Here is a 19,323-nt window from a genome sequence, read left to right on the forward strand (position 1 = left end):
TTTACCGACGACGCTGCCAGATCCACAGCGCGGCAATCGCCAGCGCAAAGAGCGCACCGAAGCCTACGCCAACGCCCACCACCGGCACGCCGACTTTTATCGCCAGCGAATACAGCCCCAGCATCAGCAGCATAGCGGTGTTCTCACCGAGATTCTGTACCGCAATGGCATTCCCCGCGCCCACCGAGCGTTTACCGCGCTCCTGCAATAGCGCGTTCAGCGGCACCACGAAGAATCCGCCGAGCAGGCCGATCAGAATTAACAGGCCATAGGCAGGCAGTAGCGCATGTTGCAGGGAGAAGAACAGCACGCCGACGCCAATTAAAATCCCGGCGGGCATACAGCGCGACACCGTTTCAAGCGTGACGAGTTTCGCCGCCACGCCTGCGCCCACCACGATCCCCACCGCTACCATCGCGTTCAGATAGGTCGGCGTGGCGTTATCGGTAATACCCAGCGCCTCTGGCACCCACAGCACCAGCAGGAAGCGCAGCGTCACGCCTGCGCCCCAGAACAGACTGGTGCCCACCAGCGAGAAGCGGGTTTCGCCGTTCTGCCATAAGGATCGGCAGGCGCTGAAAAAGCTGTTGGTCATCGGCCCGAAACGCCAGGACTGACCGGGACGGGCCACCGGCAGCACCGGGATCAGCAGATTCGCCACCACCGCACCCGCGTACACCAGCGCACAAACGCCAAGCGCCGCCAGCACGTGCCAGTCTGCCAGCACCCCGCCCGCCACCGAGCCAAGCAAAATGGCGGCGATGGTGGAGGACTCCATCAGACCGTTCGCTTTTACCAGCTTATCGCCGGTGGTCAGCTCGCCCAGAATGCCGTACTTGGCTGGCGAATAGGCCGCCGCGCCAATCCCCACCAGCGTATAGCCAACAAACGGGTTAACGCCGAGACAGATGCTTGCCGCGCCGAGCAGTTTCAGGCTGTTCGCCACCATCATCACGCGGCCTTTGGGGAAGCTGTCAGCAACTTGGCCGACAAAAGGCGCAAAGAGTATGTAAGCGCCTACAAACACCATTTGCAGGATCGGCTGGCTCCAGTCCGGGTAATACTGCTCTTTCAGCAGCGCCAGAGTCGCGAACAGCAGCGCGTTATCCCCGAAAGCAGACAGGAACTGCGCGGCGGTGACTGCCAGCATCCCCTTCGACCACAGGGAGTTGTTAGTGTGTGACTCACGCATGATGATGTTCCGGGTCTTCAAGCAGACCTTTGAGGGTGACAAAATCAGGCTTGCCGCTGCCCAATACCGGAAGTTGCTTCAGATAGCGAATATCCCGCGGGACGGCCAGCTCAGGGATCCCCTGCGCGCGGGCATGCTGGAGCAGCTTGTCGCGCGTCAGCTCGCTGTCGGTGGTAAACATCACCAGCGCCTCGCCTTTGCTGGCGTCGCTTTTGATCACCGTGCCGTGCATTTTTTCCGGCGATACCGCCAGCGCCAGCTGCTCGACCATCTCCAGCGACACCATTTCGCCAGCAATCTTGGCAAAGCGTTTTGCGCGCCCCTGGATCTGCACAAAGCCGCTGTCATCAAAGCGCACGATGTCACCGGTGTCGTACCAGCCCGGCTCGATCTCGCCGCGCTCATTTTCCGCCGTCGGCGCTTCCAGCACGCCGGGATTTTCCACCCGCAGATAGCCGTTCATCACGTTCGGCCCTTTCAGTTGCAGGCGACCGCCGTCTTCAATGCCGGGTACCGCCAGCAGACGCGCGTCCATACCCGGCAGAATGCGCCCGACGGTGCCGGGGCGCGCCGCCATCGGCACGTTAATAGAGACCACCGGCGCGCACTCGGTGACGCCGTAGCCTTCCAGAATGCGCAGGCCGAATTTATCCTGCCAGATTTGCCGCGTGCTCTCCTGAAGTTTTTCCGCCCCCGCCACCACGTAGCGCAAACGGTAGAAATCATACGGATTGGCGAAACGCGCGTAGTGGCCGAGGAAGGTGGAGGTGCCGAACAGCACGGTACAGTTACGGTCATACACCAGTTCCGGCACGATGCGGTAATGCAGCGGGCTTGGGTAGAGGAACACTTCCGCGCCGGTCAGCAGCGGCGTGAACAGGCCGACGGTTAACCCAAAGGAGTGGAACAGCGGCAACGCCGACATAAAGCGATCGTTAGCCGTAAAATCCGCGATGGTGCGGATCTGCTCGACGTTCGCCAGCAGGCTCTTATGGCTGTGCACCACGCCTTTCGGCTTACCTTCCGAGCCGGAGGTAAACAGCACCAGCGCGGCGTCTTCCGGCTGCTGCGGCACCTGCGCCAGATGCGGCATCAGCACGTGGGCGAAGATCCACAGCTTATCGGCAAGAGTCACGTCGCCCTTCAGATCTTCGAGATATACCCAGCGTACCTGCGTCAGCTGCTCCGGCAGGTGCCAGAGCTTGCCTTTGTCCATAAAGGTGCGTGAGGTAAAAATGGTTTTGATTTGCGCGGCGGTGATAGCGCTGGTCAGCCCTTTCACGCCTGCGGTGTAGTTCATCATCGCCGGAACGCGCCCGCGGGCGACCGCGCCAAAGATCACCGCCGCGCTGATGGCCGCGTTCGGCAGCATCAGGCCGATCTTTTCGCCCTGCGCGGTGTATTTATCCAGAATACGCGCCACGAACAGGGCTTTCGTTAACAGCTTGCGATAGGAGTCCGGTTTGAAGTTGATGTCTTCAATACAGGGCTTGTTCGCGCCATAACGGTATTGCGCCGCAAGCAGCGCTTCAAACAGCGTTTCACGCGGGCGCACGGCCATACGCGCTTCCATCATGATCTGGTGCAGCATTTCGCCGGCGATTTTACGACGGTCACGGGCGCGCGGCGCATCCGGCATCGGCAGCGTGGTAGGCGGCAGGATGCGGATATGAATGCGCGGGAACAGGCGCTGTTTGACCAGCCCTTTCAGGCGGCTGAAGAAGGTCAGCTCCGCGCCTTCGATGCGCACCGGCACCACGGTCGCGCCGGATTTGGCGGCCACAAAGCCTGCGCCGTCATAAATTTTCATCAGCGATCCGGACACCGAGATGCGCCCTTCCGGGAAGATCACCACCGGGCGGCCCTGGCCAATCATGCGCACCAGCTGCTTAACAGACATCGGTTTTGTGGGATCGAGCGGCACAAAATCAATCAGATTGCGCAGGGCGCGCATGTACCACTGCTGGCTGATGGAGGTGTAAACCGCAAACACCGGACGTACCGGTAAAAACAGCGCCAGCAAAACGCCGTCAAGAAAAGAGACGTGATTAGGGGTGATCAGTACGCGCTCACCGCGGAGCGCCTGGGTATCGCCGGTCAGTTCGACCCTGAACAACAGGCGGAATAAAAAACGGAAAAAGTCCAGTAACATGGCAACTTCCTGTGTCAGTTAATATGAAAGATGTCAGGGAATTGTGGCAGATTACACGAGAAGTGCAGAAGGGGCGAAGGTAAAATCCAGACGAAAAAAAACCTGCGCATCCGCGCAGGTTGGTGCAAAACGTGAGTACTCAAAACGTACTGAAATCTCACCAATCAATACCTCTGGGACTTCAACTGTAGCAACAGCCCCCCTGTCCCTACAGTAATCAATCGCAACAGCCCTTCGCAAAGTGTAACCAAAGGTTTGAATTCGCTTTTTTTGTCTTATTTGCTGTCAACCACCTCGTGTAACGTTTTCACCAACCGCAGTAGGCTGTCGATCACGTTTACGGCGTCCCGTACCGCAATCGCCTTGAACAGACGGCGCTTTTCCGTAACACTTAACGCTGTGTAAACGCTTACCCAAAAAGAAGGTTCTGTATGGCGACGATAAAGGATGTAGCCCGGCTTGCAGGTGTTTCTGTTGCCACGGTGTCACGCGTGATCAACCACTCCCCGAAAGCCAGCGAATCGTCGCGCCTGGCGGTGCAGAGCGCCATGGAATCCCTTAATTATCACCCGAACGCCAATGCCCGCGCGCTGGCGCAGCAGTCGACGGAAACCGTCGGGCTGGTGGTGGGCGATGTCTCGGATCCCTTCTTTGGCTCAATGGTGAAAGCCGTGGAGCATGTGGCCTATAACACCGGCAATTTTCTGCTTATCGGCAACGGCTACCATAACGAACACAAAGAGCGGCAGGCGATTGAACAACTGATCCGCCATCGCTGCGCGGCGCTGGTGGTGCACGCCAAAATGATCCCCGATGCCGATCTCGCCGCCCTGATGGAACAGATGCCGGGCATGGTGCTGATCAACCGCATCGTGCCGGGCTTTGAAACGCGCTGCGTGGCGCTGGACGATCGTTACGGCGCCTGGCTGGCGACCCGCCATCTGATCCAGCAGGGACACACCAGAATCGGCTATCTGTGCTCCAATCACGCCATTTCGGATGCGGAAGATCGACTGCAGGGCTATTACGACGCGCTGCGGGAAAATGGCCTGCCATGCAACGACCGGCTGGTGACCTGGGCTGCGCCTGACGAGAGCGGCGGCGAGCAGGCGATGACTGAACTGCTGGGACGCGGCAAAAACTTTACCGCGGTGGCCTGTTATAACGACTCCATGGCGGCAGGGGCGATGGGGGTGTTAAACGATAACGGCATTGACGTGCCGGGTGAGATTTCGCTGATCGGCTTTGATGACATTCTGATCTCCCGCTACGTGCGTCCGCGCCTGACCACCGTACGCTATCCGATTGTCACCATGGCGACCCAGGCCGCCGAACTGGCGCTGGCGCTGGCGGAAAATCGTCCACTGCCGGATATTACCCACGTCTTTAACCCGACGCTGGTACGACGCCACTCGGTCGGCACGTTGCAGGAAAGCTAAAGCGTATAGCGGTACAGGTGCACAGTTTTGTCCGGGTATTCAAGGCCGTCGCCAATGTACTGCCAGCCGTAGCGCTCGTAAAAATCCATGCAGGCAGACCACAGATACAGCTGCGGATAGCCCTGCCCGCGGGCGTACTCTATCACCTGTTGTTGCAGCGCCCCCGCCAGCCCCTGCCCGCGCGCACTTTCATCCACATACAGCGCCGCCAGCCACGGCCACAGATCCTGGCGGCTGATTAAATCGCAGCGCCAGAGTCCCACCGTACCCAGCAACTGCTCGCCGTCCGTCGCCACGAAGGTCAGCGGCAGCTCGCCGGGACGCTGGCTGTGTTCGACGATGCTGGCAAAAAATTCCCGCGGCAACCCGTCGCCAAAGGCGCGCCACTGCCAGTCGATCACCTGTCCGGTAAACTGCGGCACGTCGTAAAGCGGCTGGATTTTCACATTAATTTTCCCTGAAAAAGCGGTACGGATTCGAACAGATAGCCGTCGAAGTCCGGCGCGTCTTCGTCCGACAGCTCCAGCAGGCTTTTTTTGACGTTTTCCAGATGCTGCCACATCGCCTGCCATGCCCCCATTACATCGCGACGGCGCAGCGCCGCGAGCAGGGTTTGCCGGTCGCCCAGCCATTTCAGACGGTACGCCCGGCTGGCGATATGCACATTAAACTGCTGCCACAGCGGGCTGCTGTCCATGTGATGCCAGATGCTTTCCACCGTGCCCAGCAGCATCTGGTTTTGTGACGCCCCAGCCAGCACCAGGTGGAACATTTTGCTGTTGTCCTGGGAGTTGTCATTCATGGCAATGGCGCGCTGTTCCTGCTCCAGAATACGCCGCAGGTTGTCGATGTCGGCGCGGGTGGCCATTTTTGCGGCAAAGGCGGCAATGTTGCTCTCCAGCAGTTGCCGCGCCTGGAGGATCTCAAAGGGGCCGACGTCGCTGCTTAAAAAGCGTTCTTCTTCGTTTTCGTGCTCCTGGGGGATGCGCATCACGTACACCCCGGATCCCTGGCGGATATCCACCGTGCCCTGCAACTCCAGCATTAACAGCGCCTCGCGCACGATGGTGCGGCTGACGCCGTAGGTTTCGGCAATATTTCGCTCCGGCGGCAGACGGGAACCCACCGGGTAGTGTCCCTGGATAATCTGCGCGCGCAGATCCTCACCTATCTCCTGGTACTGTTTTTTTTCCGTCACTACGACTGCTTTCTCCACCATATCACCTGCTATTTCCATTCATCGTCGAGAGTCAGCGTGAGCGTGCGCTCCTCGCTTAACCGACGGTACCATGAGGCAGATTTTTTGGCGCGCCGGTTACGGTTATTTTGCAGATCGATCTCAATTAAACCATAGCGATTTTTAAAGGCGTTCATCGGCGAGACGTTATCGGTGAACGCCCACAGCATATAACCCTGGCAGTTAGCGCCGTCTTCCCTGGCGCGCAGCGTCTGGTAAAGATGTTCGCTGATAAAGGCGATGCGATAATCATCTTCAATCACGCCATCGGCATTGCGGAACTGCCCCTCGTTTTCAATACCCATACCGCTTTCGGCAACGAACCACGGAATATTGCCGTAGTCGTTTTTAATGCGCATCGCCATGTCGTAAATAATCTGCGGATAAATTTCCCAGCCGCGGGATTTATTCATCCGCCGCCCCGGTAATTCAAATGGCTCGTAATAGTATGCCGGATGGAAAGGCGTCTCCGGATGCCAGGCGCGGGACGGCGCTTTCACGCGGTGCGGGTAATAGAGGTTAATCCCCAGTTCATCGACAGTATTATCGCGAATGATCGCCAGCTCTTCCTCGCTGTACTCCCACGCCACCTGATGCTGTTCCAGCAGGCTGAACAGCTCCGGCGGATAGTGACCCTTTACTAACGGATCCAGAAACACGCGGTTGTAGAACAGATCGTACATGTCGGCCGCCCGCACATCGTGCGGCGCACGAGAGCGCGGGTAGGTCACTTCCGGATTAAGAATACAGCCGACGCTGCCCTGATAGCCCTTCTCATGAAACAGCTTCACCACTTTCGCGGTGGCGAGGTTTTTGTGGTGGTTCCACTGCATCCAGGTGCCGGTGTTTTGTTCATAAGGCCAGCGCAGCGCATCCAGATAGACGCGCGTCTGCACCACAATCGGCTCGTTAAAGGTGAACCAGCGCGTCACCCGGGTGTGATAGCGGGCAAACACTTTTTCCGCATATAGCAGGAAAAACTCCACCACCTTTTTGGACGCCCAGCCGCCGTAGTTTTCCAGCAGATAACCGGGCAGCTCGTAATGCTCAAGGCAGATCATCGGCTCTATGCCGTGGCGATGCATCTCGGCAAAGAGTTCGTCATACCAGGCGGCGTACTCCTCATCCACCACGCCATTCTCGTAGTCGGTGAAAAAGCGCGACCAGTTGATCGAGGTGCGGTAGTGGCTCAGCCCCGCCGCTTTCATCAACTGCACGTCTTCACGGAAGCGATGATGAAAATCGGTGGCAACAGCCGGGCCATAACCCTCGTGCCAGACGTGGCGGTCGTTTTTGTACCAGAGATCTGGCCAGGAGTCCTGCCCGGCTTTTTTTCCGCTCCAGCCTTCGGTTTGCCAGGCGGAGGCCGCCGCCCCGAGGATAAATGACGGCGGGATAACGATGGTTTTCGTGCTCATACTGTCCTCAGGCGTTTTTCGCCAGTTCCGTTGCTTCCGCCTTCAGCTGTGCCTGTTCCGCGCGGCGCGAGGCGATCTTCACAAAGGGCAGATAGATAATGACCGCGGTAACGATGCAGATAAACTGGGTGATCACCGCGCCCATCGATCCAGCGGTGGAGAGCCAGGCGTTGATCAGCGGCGGCGTGGTCCAGGGCACCATTACCACCGCTTTTCCGGCGAAACCGGTGACGGTGGCGAAATAGCCAATGGATCCAGTGACCAGCGGCGTGATGATGAACGGGATCGCGAGGATCGGATTGAGCATGATCGGCATGCCGAAAATCACCGGTTCGTTGATGTTAAACAGGCCAGGGCCGATAGAGAGCTTGGCGATCTCGCGCATCTCTTTACGTTTGGTGGCGATCATCACGGCAATCAGCAGGCCGATGGTCAGCCCGGAACCGCCGATGCTCATGTACACATCCCAGAACGGCATGGTGATGATGTTCGGCACTTCTTTGCCCTGTTCGAAAGCGCTCATATTGACGGTGATCGCCCCCAGCAGCAGCGGCTCACGGATCGGTTTGATCATCTGGTTACCATGAATACCGATCACCCAGAACAGCTGCGCCACGAACATCAGCAGCAGGATCCCCGGCAGGCTCTGCACCACACGCTCCAGCGGCTGTTGCACCACCTGATAGATGGCGTCGTAGAGATACAAGCCGGTGATTTGATGGAAAACGAATCCGAAGGTGGCGATGGCGGTGGTGGTGATGATCGCCGGGATCAGCGCCGAAAACGACGCCGCGACGTTGGGCGGCACGGTGTCGGGCATTTTGATCTTCAGCCCCTTGCGCCCTTCCAGCCAGCAATAAATTTCCACCGACAGAATGGCGATAAACATGCCAAGGAACAGACTGCGGGTATCCGAGAACTGACGTAGCAGCACGTCTTTCACCACATGCATTTCGCCGTCCACCAGCATTTCTACGGTCGTTGGCGTCACGCAGATAAAACAAATGACCGCCAGCAGGCCAGGAAATAAGGATTTAATACCGTTAATACGCCCTAATTCCAGACCAATTAAAAATACCGCGCCGATATTTAAGAAGTTGAGCGTGGCATAATTAATGGCGCTGGTAATGGGTTTTAACGCCGCCAGAAATGACAGCGACTGAAAACTGGCGAGACCGTTTTTTGGATCCAGCACCATATTGGAAATCAGTACTGAAAACGCACCGACAATAATGACCGGCATCAGGGTAATAAAGGCGGATTTAATCGCCATAATATAGCGATAACTGTTAAAGGTTGTCGCAAAACTACCCAGAGAATCAATGAGCTTATCCTGTAAAGCCATACGATGGTACCTCAGTAAAAGGGCTTTTTTATTGTCCAGGGTTACAGCCGAATACCAACTGGCATACCAAAAGTAGACAGCGTGGGGGAAAAGTTCTGTGATAAAGCTCTCAGGATAGAAAGTGGTATTCCAGATTATGTGATCGCGCGTAGATTGGTATTCCACCCATCTCTTTTCCACAGGGAGAGGCCGTAACGTCATATAGCCTTTGTGATAAACTCCCGCTCAACTCAGGAAACAGGACGTCGTCATGGCAACAATGCTGGATGTTTCACTGCGCGCGGGCGTCTCGAAGGCGACGGTTTCACGCGTGCTGAACGGTACAGGTCAGGTTAAAGACAGCACCCGGCAGCAGGTGTTTAAAGCGATGGAAGAGCTGGGCTACCGGCCAAACTTTCTTGCCCAGTCGCTGGCCAACCGCACCAGTAACAGTATTGGCCTGGTGGTATCGACCTTTGACGGCTTCTACTTTGGTCGCCTGTTACAGCAGGCGTCGCGCCAGACGGAAACCCACGGCAAGCAGCTGATTGTCACCGACGGGCACGATACCCCGGAGCGGGAAGAAGAAGCGGTGCAGATGCTGGCGGACCGCCGCTGCGACGCCATTGTGCTCTACACCCGCTTTATGCGCGAAAAAGCCATTATGGCGCTGATCGATCGCATCCCGATGCCGCTGATTGTGATCAACCGCGACGTCAGCCAGGCGCGGGATAAATGTGTTTTTTTCGAGCAGCAGGACGCGGCATTTAAAGCGGTGGAATATCTGATTTCTCAGGGCCATCGCGATATCGCCTGCATTACCGTACCTATCCACACGCCCACCGGTAAAGCGCGGCTAATGGGCTACCGCAAAGCGCTGGAAAAGCACGGGATCCGCTGGGATGCAGCGAAAGTCAGGTATGGCGATGCGGGTATGACCAGCGGCTATGAGCAGTGTCAGGCACTGTTGCAGGAAGGCGTTGCCTTCAGCGCGCTCTTTGCCTGTAACGATGATATGGCGCTCGGCGCATCAAAGGCGATCCATCAGGCCGGGCTGCGTATTCCGCAGGATATTTCGCTGTTTGGTTTTGATGATGCCCCCAGCGCCAGATGGCTGGAGCCGGGGCTGTCGACGGTTTGTCTGCCTATCGACATCATGATCACTACCGCCATTGATCAGGCGATGCGGCTGGCGGCGGATCGCCCCATTGAGACGATCCCGCCCTTTACCGGCACGCTGGTACTGCGCGATTCGGTCGCCCCCGGCCCGCATTTCAAAAGCTTAAAGTAATTCCAGCGCCAGCAGTTCGTCGATGGTCTGACGGCGGCGGATCAGGCGCGGCTCGCCGCCCTCAAACAACACCTCTGGCAGCAGCGGACGGCTGTTGTAGTTAGAGGACATCGACGCCCCGTACGCGCCGGTATCGTGCAGCACCAGGTAATCCCCTGGCACCACCGCAGGCAGCGCGCGGGTTTCCACTTTGCCACCCTCCTGCTGGGTGAACACGTCGCCGGATTCACACAGCGGCCCGGCCACCACGGTATCCATTAAGGGCGCGGTTGTTAAATCACGGCCATCTGCCGCAAGCGCGGTGATGTGGTGATAGCTGCCGTACATGGACGGGCGCATCAGATCGTTAAAACCGGCGTCTATCAGCACAAAGTGGCGGCTACCCATGCTTTTTACGCTGCGCACCTGCGCCACCAGCACGCCGGATTCCGCCACCAGGAAACGCCCGGGCTCGATTTCCAGCTTGACCGGATGCCCCAGATGCTCCGCGATCTGCTCCCGGGCGCGATTCCACAGGGCGTAATAGTGGTGGGTATCAATGGCTTCTTCCCCTTCGCGATAAGGGATCGACAGGCCGCCACCGGCGGAGATGGCTTCCAGATCCTGACCAAACTCGATCACCTGGCGCACCATCGCGCCGCACACCTGCTCCAGATGCTCATAGTCCACGCCGGAACCAATATGCATATGCAGGCCAACCAGCTTCAGCTGATAACGCTTAATCACCTCCAGCGCCTCAGGCAGATCGCTGTACCAGATACCGTGCTTGCTGTTTTCGCCGCCGGTATTGGTTTTCTGGCTGTGACCGTGGCCAAAGCCCGGATTCACCCGCAGCCAGACGCGATGCCCTGGCGAGACTTCCCCCAGCTGGCGCAGCATATCCACCGATCCGGCATTCACCGGAATTTGCAGCTCATGCACCCGCGTAAGCGTCGGGGCGTCGATCATATCAGCGGTGAAGACCACGTCATCGGGACTGGTCTGCGGCTCGTAACCCGCCACCAGCGCGCGCTCAATTTCACCCAGCGACACGGAATCCACTTTCACGCCCAGCTCGCGCATCAGGCGCAGAATGTGCACGTTGGAGCAGGCCTTCTGCGCAAAACGCACCACGTCGAACTGACTGAGCTGGGCGATTTTTTCGCGGATGATCTGCGCGTCGTACGCCCAGACCGGGCAGCCGTACAGGGCGGGCAGCGCCAGCAGGTTCGCGGCGTTAAGGGCGGTGTCGGTGTTGTTAAGTGAGCGTGGCATAGGTGGCTCCGGTTAATAATTTTTAGCTATTACGCCATAACGCGAACCGGATAAAAAATATCGTTTTATCGCGAGTCTATTCATTTATGATATGGGAATTTGTTGTATGAGGAACCTGTCATGCCCGCCGTTAACCTGCGCCATATCGAAATTTTTCACGCGGTGATGACCGCCGGCAACCTGACGGAGGCGGCGCGGCTATTGCAGACGTCGCAGCCCACCGTCAGCCGTGAGCTGGCGCGCTTTGAAAAGGTGATCGGCCTGACGCTGTTCGAGCGCACGCGGGGCCGCCTGCATCCCACGGTGCAGGGACTGCGGTTGTTCGAAGAAGTACAACGCTCCTGGTACGGGCTGGACCGTATCGTCAGCGCCGCCGAAAGCCTGCGGGAATTTCGTCAGGGGGAGCTGTCGGTGGTCTGCCTGCCGGTGTTCTCCCAGTCGTTTTTGCCGCTGCTGCTGCAACCTTTTCTGGCGCGTTACCCGGAGGTCAGCCTCAACGTGGTGCCGCAGGAGTCGCCGCTGCTGGAGGAGTGGCTGTCGGCCCAGCGTCACGATCTGGGGTTGACGGAAACATTGAGCACGCCCGCAGGCACCGAGCGCACGCCGCTGCTGACGCTCAACGAAGTCTGCGTACTGCCACAGGATCATCCGCTGGCGCATAAAACCGTGCTGACGCCGGAGGATTTTCAGGGGGAAAACTACATCAGCCTGTCGCGTACCGACAGCTATCGCCAGTTGCTGGACGCGCTTTTCGCGGAGCATCAGGTGAAACGGCGGATGGTGGTGGAAACGCACAGCGCGGCGTCGGTGTGCGCCATGGTGCGGGCAGGCGCGGGGGTGTCGGTGGTAAATCCGCTGACCGCGCTGGATTATGCCGCCAGCGGCGTGGTGGTCAGGCGTTTCAGCATTGACGTGCCTTTTACCGTCAGCCTGATCCGCCCGCTGCACCGCCCCGCCTCGGCGCTGGTGGAAACCTTTGCGCGGCATCTGCAATCTTCCATGCCGCGCATCACCGAACCGCTGGATGCGGTGCTGGCGCGGCCTTAAGAGAGCATAAACTCCACCGCATCGGCGGCATGCAGCGCGGCGGTGTCAAATACCGGGATCGGGCACTGGTCAGCCGGCACCAGCAGTTCGATTTCAGTACAGCCGAATATCACCCCCTGCGCCCCTTCCGCCGCCATGCGCGCGATTAGCCCAAGGAAATAGTCACGCGACGGCTCACTGAAGGTGCCGAGGCAAAGTTCTTCAAAAATGATCTGATTGACCCGCCCGCGATCGTCCGCATCCGGCACCGTGGTTTCAATCCCAAAGTGGTGCGCCAGTCGGCCCCGGTAAAACTCCTGCTCCATGGTATAGCGCGTACCGAGCAGCGCCACGGATTTCAGCCCGGCGCGCTGAATTGCCCGGGCGGTGGCATCGGCGATATGTAAAAACGGCACCTGACAGCGGTCTTCAATCTGCCCCGCCACTTTATGCATGGTGTTGGTACAAAGCACGATACCCTGCGCGCCCGCACGCTCAAGCCCCGCCGCCGCTTCCGCCAGCATTACGCCAGCCTTATGCCAGTCGCCGTTAGCCTGGCAGGCTTCGATCTCGTGAAAGTCCACGCTGTGCAACAGGAGGCTGGCGGAATGCAGCCCTCCCAGCCGTGCTTTTACCCCTTCATTAATTAAGCGGTAATACGGAATGGTGGATTCCCAGCTCATACCGCCGAGCAAGCCTATCGTTTTCATCTTTTTCCCCTTAAACGTTATCGTCAAAACAATATGTGATCGGCTTTCCACTTCACCGGCTCTGGCGTTTCTTTTTAGTTCTGTCTGATATAAATTTAATGAAACAATGTTTTACTTCATGCAATTTACTGACTACAGGACGATCCGATGTTTATTTTCCATAAAGACACTCAGCTTGACGATTTGGGCAACGGCGTCACCCGTCGTATCCTTGCGCACGACGGTAAAATGATGGCAGTAGAAGTCAATTTTGAAGAAGGCGCGGTCGGCCCGCTTCATAATCATCCTCATGAACAGCTGACCTATGTGCTCTCCGGCGAATTTGAATTTACCATCGGCGATGAAAAACATATCGTCAGCGCCGGGGATACACTTTACAAGAAACCGCACGTAATGCACGGCTGCGTCTGCCTGAAGCCCGGTACGCTGCTCGACACCTTCACGCCGGTACGGGAAGATTTCCTGAAAAGCTGATAGCCCGCCACTGTTCAAAGCGCCCTCTGCACGGAGGGCGTTTTTATTTAAGCCAATGCGCTAAATACTTAGTCTGTAAATGATTTTAGCGGTGATCTATTTCAGGCTGCGCCTTGTTTTATTCATGTTCTGTATGCCATTCACCCTGTCTATACATCAGATCTTTTTCGCAGAAATGACACACACCTCACCTTATTGAAACGTCGTTTCGACTCTGATCACATTTCCATGATTAATCGAATGACGCCGTAACAAATCACAATAAAATAAATTAAAACGATGTTTTACAAATCAAGAACGCGAGTTCAGAAGATTTTAAAACTCATTCACACCGCCCATGGAAAAGGGCAAAGATTTTGCACATTTACGCCTTCGCCTTACCGGTGCGGGCACCAGAAATCTCCGGTTCCGTTTTAAACCATTGATCGCCAGGTAGGTATGTATGAATGAAAACAGAGCACTGGGATTAGCCTGGATTTCACCTTATATCATAGGGTTGATTATCTTTACGGCCTTTCCCTTCGTTTCATCTTTTGTACTCAGCTTTACCGAGTACGATTTGATGAGCCCGCCGGTATTTAACGGCATAGAAAACTATCGCTATATGCTGACAGAAGATTCCCTCTTCTGGAAATCCATGGGCGTGACCTTTGCCTATGTATTTTTAACCATCCCGCTCAAGCTGGCCTTCGCGCTGGGTATTGCGTTTGTACTGAACTTTAAACTGCGCGGCATCGGTTTTTTCCGTACCGCTTATTATATTCCGTCGATCCTCGGCAGCTCTGTGGCAATTGCTGTGCTGTGGCGCGCGCTCTTTGCCATTGATGGTCTGCTGAACAGCTTTATCGGCGTGTTTGGTCTGGATCCCATTAACTGGCTGGGCGAGCCGTCGCTGGCGCTGATGTCCGTTACCCTGCTGCGCGTCTGGCAGTTTGGCTCAGCAATGGTGATTTTCCTCGCCGCCCTGCAAAACGTTCCGCAATCACAGTATGAAGCGGCAATGATCGACGGCGCATCCAAATGGCAGATGTTCATGAAAGTGACGGTGCCGCTGATCACGCCGGTCATTTTCTTCAACTTCATTATGCAGACCACGCAGGCCTTCCAGGAATTTACCGGGCCATACGTGATCACCGGCGGCGGGCCGACCTATTACACCTACCTGTTCTCGCTCTATATCTACGACACTGCCTTCAAGTACTTTGATATGGGCTATGGCGCCGCGCTGGCGTGGGTACTGTTCCTGGTCGTGGCACTCTTCGCCTCTGTCGCCTTCAAATCTTCAAAATACTGGGTGTTCTACTCCGCCGATAAGGGAGGCAAAAATGGCTGACGTACAACAAATTACGCCTGCAATGACAGACGCAGAGCGCGAAGTGGCGCAGACGCAGCGTAAAGAGAAGATCAGCGCCGCGATCCGCTACGTGATCCTGCTGTTTGTTGGCCTGTTGATGCTCTACCCGCTGGCGTGGATGTTCTCGGCGTCGTTCAAACCGAACCACGAGATCTTCACCACCCTCGGCCTGTGGCCTGCCCACCCCACCAGCGATGGCTTTGTGAACGGCTGGAAAACCGGGACGGAATACACTTTCGGCCATTACATGTGGAACACCTTCAAGTATGTGATCCCGAAAGTGCTGCTGACCATTATTTCCTCGACCATTGTCGCCTACGGTTTTGCGCGCTTTGAAATTCCATGGAAGAAGTTCTGGTTCGCGACGCTTATCGCCACCATGTTGCTGCCAAGCACCGTGCTGCTGATCCCGCAGTACCTGATGTTCCGTGAAATGGGCATGCTGAACAGCTATCTGCCGCTGTATCTGCCGACCGCGTTCGCCACGCAAGGATTCTTCGTCTTCATGCTGATCCAGTTCCTGCGCGGCGTGCCGCGCGACATGGAAGAAGCGGCGCAGATCGATGGCTGTAACTCGGCGCAGGTACTGTGGTACGTGGTGGTGCCGATCCTGAAACCGGCGATTATCTCCGTGGCGCTGTTCCAGTTCATGTGGTCAATGAACGACTTTATCGGGCCGCTGATCTACGTCTACAGCGTGGACAAATATCCGATCGCCCTGGCGCTGAAAATGTCCATCGACGTCACTGAAGGCGCGCCGTGGAACGAAATTCTGGCAATGGCGAGTATCTCCATTCTGCCGTCCATCATTGTGTTCTTCCTGGCTCAGCGCTACTTCGTGCAGGGCGTTACCAGCAGCGGAATTAAAGGTTAAGAGGGAAATATCATGGCTGAAGTTATTTTCAACAAACTGGAAAAAGTGTACTCCAACGGCTTCAAAGCGGTACATGGTATCGACCTGAAAATCGCTGACGGGGAGTTTATGGTTATCGTCGGCCCCTCCGGCTGCGCCAAGTCCACCACCCTGCGTATGCTGGCGGGCCTGGAAACCATCAGCGGCGGCGAAGTGCGTATCGGCGAACGCGTGGTGAACAACCTCGCGCCAAAAGCCCGCGGTATCGCCATGGTGTTCCAGAACTATGCGCTTTACCCGCATATGACGGTGCGCGAGAACCTGGCCTTTGGCCTGAAGCTGAGCAAACTGCCGAAAGATCAGATTGATAAGCAGGTGGATGAAGCGGCGAAAATCCTTGAGCTGGAGGAGCTGCTGGACAGGCTGCCGCGTCAGCTTTCTGGCGGCCAGGCGCAGCGTGTGGCGGTAGGCCGCGCGATTGTGAAAAAGCCGGACGTTTTCCTGTTCGATGAACCCCTTTCCAACCTTGACGCCAAGCTGCGCGCCTCGATGCGCATCCGTATTTCGGATCTGCACAAACAGCTGAAACAGTCCGGCAAACCGGCCACCACGGTGTACGTGACGCACGATCAGACCGAAGCGATGACCATGGGCGATCGTATCTGCGTGATGAAACTCGGTCACATCATGCAGGTGGATACGCCGGATAACCTCTACCACTTCCCGAAAAACATGTTCGTGGCGGGCTTTATCGGCGCGCCAGAGATGAACATCAAACCGGGAAAAATCGTCAGAAAAGGTGAAGACCTGCACATCACCGTGGGCGATGAAACGCTGCCGCTGAACGCGAAACAGCGCGAAAAAGTAGCCAATTATCAGGATCAGGACGTCTTCTTTGGCGTGCGCCCGGAATTTGTCTCCGTCTCCGACGAGCCTTTTGCCGAAGGTTACGGTTCAGGGGATCTGGTGCGCGTCGAAAACATGGGTCATGAATTCTTTGTTTACCTGAGAGTGGGTAACTATGAACTGACCGCCCGCATTCCTTCTGATGTAGCCAAGCCGATGATAGCGAAAGGTTTACATCGTAAGGTGTACTTCAAGTTTGACATGGATAAGTGTCATATTTTTGACGCGAAAACCGAACAGAACATCTCTCTCTAAACTGGAGCATAACAATGAAAAAAGTGCTTTTAAGCGCAGCGATCTCCGCCACTCTGGGACTCTGTGCCTTACCTTCTTACGCCGCGGACAATGTGGATCTGCGTATGTCCTGGTGGGGCGGCAATGGTCGCCACCAGGTCACCCTGAAAGCGATTGAAGAGTTTCACAAGCTGCACCCGAACATCAATGTGAAATCTGAGTACACCGGCTGGGATGGTCACCTCTCCCGCCTGACCACCCAGATCGCCGGCGGTACTGAGCCTGACGTGATGCAGACCAACTGGAACTGGCTGCCGATTTTCTCCAAAACCGGTGACGGCTTTTATGATCTGAACCAGGTGAAAGACGTCATCGACTTAAGCCAGTTCGATCCGAAAGAGCTGAAAAGCACCACCGTTAACGGCAAGCTGAACGGTATTCCGATCTCCGTCACGGCGCGCGTCTTCTATTTCAACGATGAGACCTGGAAAAAAGCGGGTGTCGCCTACCCGAAAACCTGGGACGAACTGAAAGCCGCGGGCAAAACCTTTGAAAGCAAGCTGGGTAAACAGTATTACCCGGTGGTGCTTGAGCACCAGGATACGCTGGCGCTGCTGAACTCGTACATGATCCAGAAATACAACATTCCGGCGGTAGACGAGAAAACCAAAAAATTCGCCTACAGCAAAGAGCAGTGGGTGGAGTTCTTCCAGACCTATAAAAACCTGGTCGACAGCCATGTGATGCCGGACACCAAGTACTATGCGTCCTTCGGGAAGAGCAACATGTATGAGATGAAACCCTGGATCGAAGGGGAATGGGGCGGCACCTATATGTGGAACTCCACCATCACCAAATACTCCGACAACCTGAAGCCACCGGCGAAGCTGGAACTGGGCAGCTATCCGATGCTGGACGGCGCCACCGACGCAGGCCTGTTCTTTAAACCGGCGCAAATGCTCTCTATCGGTAAATCCACTAAGCATCCGAAAGAAGCAGCCGAGCTGATTAACTTCCTGCTGAACAGCAAAGAAGGCGCGGAAACCCTCGGTCTGGAGCGCGGTGTACCGCTGAGTAAAGCGGCGGTGGAAACCCTGACCGCCAGCGGCGCGATTAAAGAAGAAGATCCGGCGGTTGCGGGTCTGCGCCTGGCGCAGTCTCTGCCATCGAAACTGACGGTATCGCCATACTTTGACGATCCGCAGATCGTGGCACAGTTCGGGACCGCATTGCAGTATATCGACTACGGCCAGAAAAGCGTGGAAGAAACCGCCGCTGACTTCCAGCGTCAGGCAGAACGTATTCTGAAACGCGCGATGCGTTAATCGCTCTTACCGGGAAAGAAAAAGGGCAGCGTCTGACGCTGCCTTTTTTTATTACTTACGAGGAGGGAAAGTACACTGGCTGCGTTCTTCCATGCAATGCCAGGTAAAACTCCTGGGTTCGAGGGTAAATATGACGCCACTTCCAAAAGGTTGTTCCCATTTGGGGATCTTATGTGGATTTGTATACTCCAGGCTAAGAATCAATGTATCCAGATTAGAGAAATCGTAAGTACAGGGAGAGGTGCTTAACTGACCACAGGCTGCCGTTCTTTCGTCATTCTGGTAGAAATGGCTGTCCTGTGCGTTGTAATAGCCCCTTATTTCGCCTTCGCCACCCTGCGTATATCCGGACACACCAAATGCTGAAAATTCGCCCCCTGCCGGACTACGATCGCCCCTCAGTAAATTCATTCTTCCCGGATTACCCGGCTCGCCTGTGGGGGTAAATTTCAGCGCCTCTATGGGCAGAATATAAAACGACTGATTGGCGCCCCCCGTATTGGTATTGTATTCAAAGCCAATAACTTCAATCACAAGGAATTCCAGCTTATACGAAGGGATATAAATATCTTTTGCGAAGGTGGTACTTGAGCCGCTTTTTGCACCGATACAAAACTCGCCCATGCGGTTACAGATTCCGCTATTAAATGACACCGCAAACGAGGTTAATGCAACATCTAAATCTTCACCCTGCGGGAGACTCACCAAAGCGTCAGCCGAACAGGTGGCCGGGACCACGCCTGTGATTTCATAAGTTTTGAAACGATGATTGTAAAACCGGGTAGAACTATTGCCGGGCGTAGGAGGGCAGCCGTTATCATAATCCCAATCCATATTCACGCCTTCCCAGACCAGCCACTCGATATTTTCGTGGTTACCTTCATACTTATGCCTATCGTGATCGACATAATAAGTATCAGAAAAATTCTTGCCAGCCCGCGGTAAATTGGGCTGTAGCGATGAATAAACGCTCCTTCCCTGTAGCTGATTTTTATCCTTTGTTTTCCAGTAAACATTAACGCCCAGCACCTGATTACCGCCGGAATCATTAGGCATTCTTCCAACCATCTGGATTTTGAGCGTGATAAAATGATCTTTAGGCTCGGGGGTACGCGCCTGAAAACTAAAACGCCC

The 19,323-nt window shown here is 56.0% G+C and carries 17 protein-coding genes; 8 read left to right on the plus strand and 9 right to left on the minus strand.

Features of this window, described 5'->3' with window-relative positions:
* Position 1 precedes the first annotated feature (1 nt).
* Together lplT and aas are read right to left on the minus strand one after the other, a co-directional pair.
* Positions 2 to 1,192, minus strand: coding sequence for a lysophospholipid transporter LplT (gene lplT / locus QRD42_RS00885; protein WP_321987984.1), 1,191 nt, complete (start codon positions 1,190 to 1,192; stop codon positions 2 to 4).
* On the minus strand, positions 1,185 to 3,344 hold the full coding sequence (gene aas, locus QRD42_RS00890) for a bifunctional acyl-ACP--phospholipid O-acyltransferase/long-chain-fatty-acid--ACP ligase (protein ID WP_321987985.1): 2,160 nt from the start codon (positions 3,342 to 3,344) through the stop codon (positions 1,185 to 1,187). Before aas ends, lplT begins: the two co-directional genes overlap by 8 nt.
* A 431-nt stretch (positions 3,345 to 3,775) precedes the next feature.
* On the opposite strand from aas, the gene galR reads away from it, so the two are divergent.
* On the plus strand, positions 3,776 to 4,783 hold the full coding sequence (galR, locus tag QRD42_RS00895; protein ID WP_318363813.1) for an HTH-type transcriptional regulator GalR: 1,008 nt from the start codon (positions 3,776 to 3,778) through the stop codon (positions 4,781 to 4,783).
* Here galR and QRD42_RS00900 read toward each other — a convergent pair.
* The 4 genes from QRD42_RS00900 to QRD42_RS00915 are packed head-to-tail and all read right to left on the minus strand — an operon-like array spanning position 4,780 to position 8,783.
* The gene (locus tag QRD42_RS00900) at positions 4,780 to 5,229 is read right to left on the minus strand and encodes a GNAT family N-acetyltransferase (protein WP_318376355.1); all 450 of its coding nucleotides are present in this window, start codon (positions 5,227 to 5,229) and stop codon (positions 4,780 to 4,782) included. The genes galR and QRD42_RS00900 overlap by 4 nt on opposite strands.
* Positions 5,226 to 5,999 carry a GntR family transcriptional regulator gene (locus QRD42_RS00905; protein ID WP_072570142.1) on the minus strand — a complete coding sequence of 258 codons (774 nt, stop codon included), beginning with the start codon at positions 5,997 to 5,999 and terminating at the stop codon, positions 5,226 to 5,228. The genes QRD42_RS00900 and QRD42_RS00905 overlap by 4 nt, the downstream gene beginning before the upstream one ends.
* 11 nt (positions 6,000 to 6,010) lie before the next feature.
* Positions 6,011 to 7,438: a glycoside hydrolase family 1 protein gene (locus QRD42_RS00910; protein ID WP_321987986.1), complete on the minus strand. Its 1,428-nt coding sequence runs from the start codon at positions 7,436 to 7,438 to the stop codon at positions 6,011 to 6,013.
* Positions 7,439 to 7,445: 7 nt separating this feature from the next.
* Positions 7,446 to 8,783 carry a PTS sugar transporter subunit IIC gene (locus QRD42_RS00915; protein ID WP_072569908.1) on the minus strand — a complete coding sequence of 446 codons (1,338 nt, stop codon included), beginning with the start codon at positions 8,781 to 8,783 and terminating at the stop codon, positions 7,446 to 7,448.
* Positions 8,784 to 9,033: 250 nt separating this feature from the next.
* On the opposite strand from QRD42_RS00915, the gene QRD42_RS00920 reads away from it, so the two are divergent.
* Positions 9,034 to 10,053 carry a LacI family DNA-binding transcriptional regulator gene (locus QRD42_RS00920; RefSeq protein WP_072569907.1) on the plus strand — a complete coding sequence of 340 codons (1,020 nt, stop codon included), beginning with the start codon at positions 9,034 to 9,036 and terminating at the stop codon, positions 10,051 to 10,053.
* Here the strand turns inward: QRD42_RS00920 and lysA are convergent.
* Positions 10,045 to 11,307 carry a diaminopimelate decarboxylase gene (lysA, locus tag QRD42_RS00925; RefSeq protein ID WP_321987987.1) on the minus strand — a complete coding sequence of 421 codons (1,263 nt, stop codon included), beginning with the start codon at positions 11,305 to 11,307 and terminating at the stop codon, positions 10,045 to 10,047. The two genes, QRD42_RS00920 and lysA, sit on opposite strands and share 9 nt — an antisense overlap.
* A 120-nt stretch (positions 11,308 to 11,427) precedes the next feature.
* Between lysA and QRD42_RS00930 the strand changes: the two genes are divergently transcribed.
* The gene (locus QRD42_RS00930) at positions 11,428 to 12,354 is read left to right on the plus strand and encodes a LysR family transcriptional regulator (protein ID WP_321987988.1); all 927 of its coding nucleotides are present in this window, start codon (positions 11,428 to 11,430) and stop codon (positions 12,352 to 12,354) included.
* Here the strand turns inward: QRD42_RS00930 and QRD42_RS00935 are convergent.
* Complete coding sequence (locus tag QRD42_RS00935; protein ID WP_318363808.1) at positions 12,351 to 13,043, minus strand: aspartate/glutamate racemase; 693 nt, start codon at positions 13,041 to 13,043, stop codon at positions 12,351 to 12,353. The two genes, QRD42_RS00930 and QRD42_RS00935, sit on opposite strands and share 4 nt — an antisense overlap.
* A gap of 147 nt (positions 13,044 to 13,190) precedes the next feature.
* Between QRD42_RS00935 and QRD42_RS00940 the strand changes: the two genes are divergently transcribed.
* The 5 genes from QRD42_RS00940 to QRD42_RS00960 all read left to right on the plus strand — a co-directional run bounded on the left by QRD42_RS00940 (position 13,191) and on the right by QRD42_RS00960 (position 18,189).
* Positions 13,191 to 13,517, plus strand: coding sequence for a cupin domain-containing protein (locus tag QRD42_RS00940; protein WP_072569903.1), 327 nt, complete (start codon positions 13,191 to 13,193; stop codon positions 13,515 to 13,517).
* A gap of 442 nt (positions 13,518 to 13,959) precedes the next feature.
* The gene (locus tag QRD42_RS00945; protein WP_318363807.1) at positions 13,960 to 14,850 is read left to right on the plus strand and encodes a carbohydrate ABC transporter permease; all 891 of its coding nucleotides are present in this window, start codon (positions 13,960 to 13,962) and stop codon (positions 14,848 to 14,850) included.
* Positions 14,843 to 15,745, plus strand: a complete 903-nt coding sequence (locus tag QRD42_RS00950; RefSeq protein ID WP_072569901.1) for a carbohydrate ABC transporter permease — start codon at positions 14,843 to 14,845, stop codon at positions 15,743 to 15,745. The genes QRD42_RS00945 and QRD42_RS00950 overlap by 8 nt, the downstream gene beginning before the upstream one ends.
* Positions 15,746 to 15,757: 12 nt before the next feature.
* Positions 15,758 to 16,885, plus strand: coding sequence for an ABC transporter ATP-binding protein (locus QRD42_RS00955; protein ID WP_318375798.1), 1,128 nt, complete (start codon positions 15,758 to 15,760; stop codon positions 16,883 to 16,885).
* A 14-nt stretch (positions 16,886 to 16,899) separates the two neighbouring features.
* Positions 16,900 to 18,189, plus strand: a complete 1,290-nt coding sequence (locus QRD42_RS00960) for an ABC transporter substrate-binding protein (RefSeq protein ID WP_072569899.1) — start codon at positions 16,900 to 16,902, stop codon at positions 18,187 to 18,189.
* A gap of 51 nt (positions 18,190 to 18,240) precedes the next feature.
* Here the strand turns inward: QRD42_RS00960 and QRD42_RS00965 are convergent.
* Positions 18,241 to 19,323, minus strand: a 1,083-nt coding sequence (locus QRD42_RS00965; protein ID WP_321987989.1) for a hypothetical protein, incomplete at its 5' end; no start/stop codon positions are given.

This window comes from Enterobacter sp. PGRG2 (genome assembly GCF_030291195.1).
Classification (GTDB): Bacteria; Pseudomonadota; Gammaproteobacteria; order Enterobacterales; family Enterobacteriaceae; genus Enterobacter_D.